Annotated in this window: 4 protein-coding genes and 1 pseudogene; all 5 read left to right on the top strand. The window is 49.3% G+C overall.

Features of this window, described 5'->3' with window-relative positions; translation table 11 throughout:
- A pseudogene (locus WG929_RS20730) lies at nucleotides 1-389 on the top strand (hypothetical protein); the annotation flags it as partial.
- Between the two features lie 798 nt (nucleotides 390-1187).
- Nucleotides 1188-2900: a subtype B tannase gene (locus tag WG929_RS20725; protein WP_416207587.1), complete on the top strand. Its 1713-nt coding sequence runs from the start codon at nucleotides 1188-1190 to the stop codon at nucleotides 2898-2900.
- A 514-nt stretch (nucleotides 2901-3414) separates the two neighbouring features.
- On the top strand, nucleotides 3415-3726 hold the full coding sequence (locus tag WG929_RS20720) for a 2Fe-2S iron-sulfur cluster-binding protein (protein WP_369855739.1): 312 nt from the start codon (nucleotides 3415-3417) through the stop codon (nucleotides 3724-3726).
- Nucleotides 3727-4133: 407 nt separating this feature from the next.
- Nucleotides 4134-5147, top strand: coding sequence for an IS110 family RNA-guided transposase (locus WG929_RS20715; RefSeq protein WP_416207586.1), 1014 nt, complete (start codon nucleotides 4134-4136; stop codon nucleotides 5145-5147).
- Between the two features lie 210 nt (nucleotides 5148-5357).
- A partial coding sequence (locus WG929_RS20710) for a DUF4372 domain-containing protein (RefSeq protein ID WP_416207588.1) occupies nucleotides 5358-5488 on the top strand: 131 nt, incomplete at its 3' end.

Here is a 5488-nt window from a genome sequence, read left to right as displayed (position 1 = left end):
CTCATCTCAAACACAAAGCGGCGGGCTACGCCCATGCCCGACAGTTCAAGCGTTTGAAGAAGGCTCTCAAGAAAATGGCGACGCTGGTTGGGCGACTGACGCGAGACATCCTGCGCAAGCTACCGGTCACCGAGCAAAGCCGGCTTATTCTTGAAAAAGCCGCGCAAGCCTCTCAACTCATCAAGCAAACACAGCAAGACTGGGAAGGCCCGAAACGGTACAGCCTGCATGAGGCAGACGTTCAGTGCATCGCCAAAGGCAAAGCCGACAACGCTATGAATTTGGCCAAAAAGTGGCCGTGGTTACCACGGCGGATAGTCACTTCATCACCGCCTGCTACTGTGTCCCTGACAACCCCTACGACGGCCATCCCCTGTACTGGAATCTGATTCAAAGCTGGCTAAACACCGGGATTAAACCGCAAGAGATCCTGGTCGACCGAGGGTACCGGGGAGCGCAACACGACAGCCGTATAGCCGCCGTCGATGTCTGCATCAGCCATCAAAAGAAAGGACGAGGCAAAGCGCACCCGGAACAGTCAAGGCGCAATGGCATAGAGCCGATCATCGGTCACATGAAGTCAGACGGACTCATGAAAAGAAACTGGCTGAAAGGGGTTGTTGGAGATTGCATCCAGGCTCTGCTGTGCGGAGTTGGCCAGAACCTGAGAAGAATCCTGAGGTCTCTTTTTGCGCTCATATTCTGGGTGTTATCAGGGGTAATAGATGGGGCGTACGAGTCTGAATTCGAATGGGAACAGGCTAGGGAATGGGCCGCTTGACGAAATGCCCACTTTTGCAGGGACGAATATGTAAAGGTGAGCCGATACATTTTTTACGCTATGTCGGTTTGTGAAATGAAAGTTTTTTATCGTTTTTTTATGAGAACGATTCGTTTTTTAATCTATGTTGATTAAATTTTTACGAGCTATATGATCAACTCTGGAACTGAAACGGTTTTCTGAATAAAACCCTGGTTTTTTATAAAAATAATTGATGATTCATAGGTATGAAATACCTGTGCTTACCTCGCAGCTTTACCAGTGATGCGATATGGATGCAAACCCTCTGGTTGTTATCTGTACCGTTTGTATTAAAAATCCATGTAAAAAATGGAGGTGAAAGCACGCCCCTAATATGTCAGTACCTTTTAAATAATAAGAATCTGTACCAGCGGAGTAACAAAACATGAAAAAAACAAACCTCTCATTTATTAAACCTCTGGCGTTTGCTATTGCCACTGTCGGGTTAATGGCTGGGTGTGGCAGCGATGACAGTAACAGCAGTTCATCTGCGGCCACCTCCACCGTTGTGGACAGCGAGGACAACCAGCTGGCATTTGATGCGACCGCCTATACAACGGTTAATATCAGCCTGGATGGCGTCACTATGGCAGTACGTCAATACCGGATTGTCTATGTTGCCAACCCGATTGAAATGGCATCACAAAGCGCATTTGGCAGTACTATGCTGCTGGATGACCCGTATATTTACCAGACCATGATTGTCTCGGTTGCCGAAGCCTCTGTCAGCGATGAGAACACCGCGCTGTATTTTAAAGTCAATAACGCCGGTTGGTTTACCAGTGCTGTAGCGACCGATATTACCGAGGGTGCTGAATTTGTCAGCACGTCAGACACGGATGCCGTCGGTGCAGCGTTAAAAGCAGGCTATGTCTTTATCGATGTGGGTACACGCAGTCGTGGTGCCAGAGCGGTTGATGGCAGCTGGGCTGGCAAGGCACCTGCACCGGTTGTGGATGCCAAGGCGGCAATTCGCTACTTGCGTCTGAACGATGCGCTGATGCCGGGTTCTGCTGAACGTATAGTGGTTACTGGCACAAGTGGTGGTGGCGGTTTGACTGCTGCGGTTTCTGCCAGCGGCAACAGTGCCGATTATTTACCTTTCCTGGCTGCTGTTGGTGCTGCCGGTGTTACAGGTGAGGATGATAGCCTGGCCAGTACAATCAACGATGATGTATTTGCGGCGGTAGCGTATTGTCCTATCAATAACCTGGGTAATGCTGATGCCGGTTACGAATGGCAATATAATGGCATTCGTAGTGATGACAATACGGGTTCCCTGAATGGCGTTGCCTATTCGGCTGGTGTCCAACCCGCAGCTTCCGCAGCGATTGCGGCATTGTTCCCGGATTACCTGAACAGTTTGAACCTGACGCTGGATGATAGCTCGGCGCTCACTGATGCGACCATGAATAGCGCTATCGTAGAACAGCTGAAAGAAGAGCTTGAACGTCAGCTGGCGGCGGGTACGGACGTGCCTGATTATGGTGAAGACTTCAGCGTGACGCTGCGTGGAACGACGTATGCCATTGCCAATGACTGGCTGACCCTGTCGGGTAGTGGAACCAGCGCAACGGTTGCCGATATCGATTTCGAGAAATTTCTGAAGTTTGTGACTACTCCAATTGCCCTTAAGACCGTAGTGGCATTTGATGCAGTGGGAGTAACCGGTAACCCGAATATCAGCGGTGAAACCAATCTGTTTGGCAGCGACAGTTATGAGTACGCCAACTTTACCCAATGGAGCTGGAATAATAACGAAGTATTGGGTGATGGCTCTGGTACAGACGATACCGGGCTGGCCTGGTCGGATTACCTGGCGAGCACCAGCGAGCTGGCAACACAGCTAAAACTGATTAATCCCATTGCTTATCTGAATACCGATGCCGACTCTGCACCGTACTGGTATGTCCGTCACGGGATGATTGACCGGGATACTGCCTATGCCATGCAATTGACGCTGTATTACGCGATTAAAAATGACAAATCCGTTAGAGATGTTTCTTTTAAAATGCCTTATCTTACACCGCATAGCGGCAATTATGATGTGCAGGAAGCATTTTCCTGGATCAAGACTAAACTGGATGCGGGTATTTAATAACGTTATCTGAGGATGCAGAGAGTCCGGTTGATTCCCTGCATCCTGCACTTTTTATATCTAAAAAATTCAATGTTCGGAATGAAGCTGATTAAAAGGCGTGTTGTGTTTTTTATAATTAATAGGGATGTCTATTTAATTCGATACTCCCGCTGGGCACGGGTTGCCGCCGTCCAGGGCGGTGTTACCGAATGTGAAAAGGACTCATCATTTCGCCGCCTTGCCCTGATCACCGGCAACACTCGCGCAGAGTCGTGCAGGATTAAATAGATTTCCCCAATAGGTAGGAGGCAGGGAATGATCTATTTCTATTTTTTATGAAATAATATATTTACTGTCAATTTGATATAGCCATGCGATTTGCAGGTTGCAGGCCTGTTAGTCATCGTTGGTGATACTATGATCCCAAAATAGAAATCCTATTTCCCGTAATCAGGAGCAGGATTTGCGCGATTTTCTGCTCTGAATGAGTAATATGGAGGCTCATAGGTTAACAATAAAAAGAAGTGTGGCCATGAAACATCAGCATCCTGTTGTACCCACGGCAAAAACCTGTCATCAGGTTTGGGTTGCCAATGAATCACAATGCTTTGAAGCCGATTCACAAAAGAATTTGCTGGCTAATATCGGCAAGGCCGAGAATTCGCCAGTGCTGGTCGGCTGCAAGGGTGGCGGTTGCGGCAAGTGTCGCGTCAAGGTGACCAGTGGTACCTATCTCAGCAAAAAAATGAGCCGGGCGCATATTACCCCGCGTGATGAAGAGCAAAGTATTGTGCTGGCATGCCGCATCTTTGCCCAGAGTGATATCCGTATTATTCCGCTCTAATGTTAACCGCGCTGGGCAGGCCGCTGTGTCTGCCAATGTCTGTGCCAGTACCAGTCCTATGCCTGGTTAATACGCTGGTGGTGTTTCCCATCTGGCGTCCATAGCCTGGTATTTCCGTATGCGTATTGGTCTGGTGAACGGGTTCCCCCGCCGCTATTGGCTGCTGCTTCTCTTTTCCCTCCCTGTATCTACATGGCTGTTTTTTTGCTCGTGACATTTTGGATGCCCTTTTGGCAAGGTGGCGCGGATGTTTTTGAGCAAAAATCAAACTTTAGGGGACATTTATTTAATCCGGTGCTCACCGTGCAGGATTAAATAGATGATGAGATGGACGCTCCCCATATGATCCAGCGTCAAAAGCGCTAATATTTTGTTACGAGCAAAACGTCAATATGAGGAGCGTCCACATGAACAATATTAGTACCATCGCCATCGATCTTGCAAAGTCCGTTTTTCAGATCTGCATCGTCTCCGGGCACAACAAGGTATCGAAGCAGTTACGCCTCAGCCGGGAGAAATTCAGGCAATTCATGCTGGAGCAAACACCCTCCAGAGTCGTCATGGAGGCCTGTTATTCCTCGCATTACTGGGCCAGGTTATTTCAGCAACAAGGCCATCAGGTACGGTTGATTCCGGCCCAGCATGTCACGCCATTTGTGCGGGGCAACAAGAACGATCAGAACGATGCTCTGGCCATTTATGAAGCATCCATGAGACCCAATATCCGGTTTGTACCGATCAAGTCATTGGGTCAACAGGATGTTCAGAGCCTGCATCGAATGCGAGAACGGCTGGTCAAGGATCGCACTGCGCTTTGCAATCAGATGCGCGGTTTGTTGACGGACTATGGTTATATCTTCCCCGTCGGAATCAATGCTGTACTTAAAGGGTTGCGCGAGATTCTGGAACAGGGAGATTTGTCCGGCATGATGCAGTCCGAGTTGAATTGGACACTGGTTGAATATGATTTGCTCTCGCGCCGGATTGATCACATTAACGAAGAATTAAAGCGTTATGGCCAACAGGATCAGCAATGCCAGAATCTGATCTCCATCCCTGGTATTGGGGCCCATATTGCCACTGCAATCAAGAGTACGGTGGGCAATGCGGAGGTCTTTCATAACAGCCGGGATTTTGCGGCGTGGACGGGGTTAACGCCGAGACAAAAGGCCAGTGGTCATAAATCGGTGATGTCAGGGATTACCAAGCGTGGGGATGCCTACTTGAGAAAACTACTGGTGCAGGCAGCACGGCATACGTTGCGCTGGGCCAAGCGAAACGAAGACACAAATCTGGCGCGCTGGATGATAGACATCGTCCAGCGTCGCGGATTGCACAAGGGCGTTGTCGCCATTGCGCATAAACTGGCGCGGATTATCTGGAGCGTTTTGACAGGTCAAACGGTCTTTAATCCGGCCTGAAAGCAAGAACCCATCGGGTAGTCGTTGTTTGATGATGTAACGGGGCAATCCGTCCCTGGTAGAGCCTGAGCGGGACACGATCGGCGTGGCCAGATCGAATAGATGTCACTACTGTCCGGTTAACTGACCCGCCAAAAGAAAGGAGCCCGGTTCCCATGCCGTTTCCGGTAAAATGAAGCTTCTCACAGACATCATTCAGAGGAACCGGGCTTGGCACATTCTAACACCGTACTGGCACAGCGACTCAACATCATCCCTCGTCATCAATTTCAGAAAACCGTCGATCAATACCAGGCCGACAAACGCACACGAACCTTGTCATGCTGGGGGCAATTGGTGGC

Origin of the sequence: Oceanobacter antarcticus (assembly GCF_044962685.1) — a bacterium.
Classification (GTDB): Bacteria; Pseudomonadota; Gammaproteobacteria; order Pseudomonadales; family Oceanobacteraceae; genus Oceanobacter; species Oceanobacter antarcticus.
This window is presented reverse-complemented; position numbering and strand designations above follow the sequence as displayed.

Coding starts and splice junctions, on each gene's coding strand:
- WG929_RS20725 (WP_416207587.1), top strand. CDS start 1,188: ATGAAAAAAACAAACCTCTCATTTATTAAACCTCTGGCGTTTGCTATT.
- WG929_RS20720 (WP_369855739.1), top strand. CDS start 3,415: ATGAAACATCAGCATCCTGTTGTACCCACGGCAAAAACCTGTCATCAG.
- WG929_RS20715 (WP_416207586.1), top strand. CDS start 4,134: ATGAACAATATTAGTACCATCGCCATCGATCTTGCAAAGTCCGTTTTT.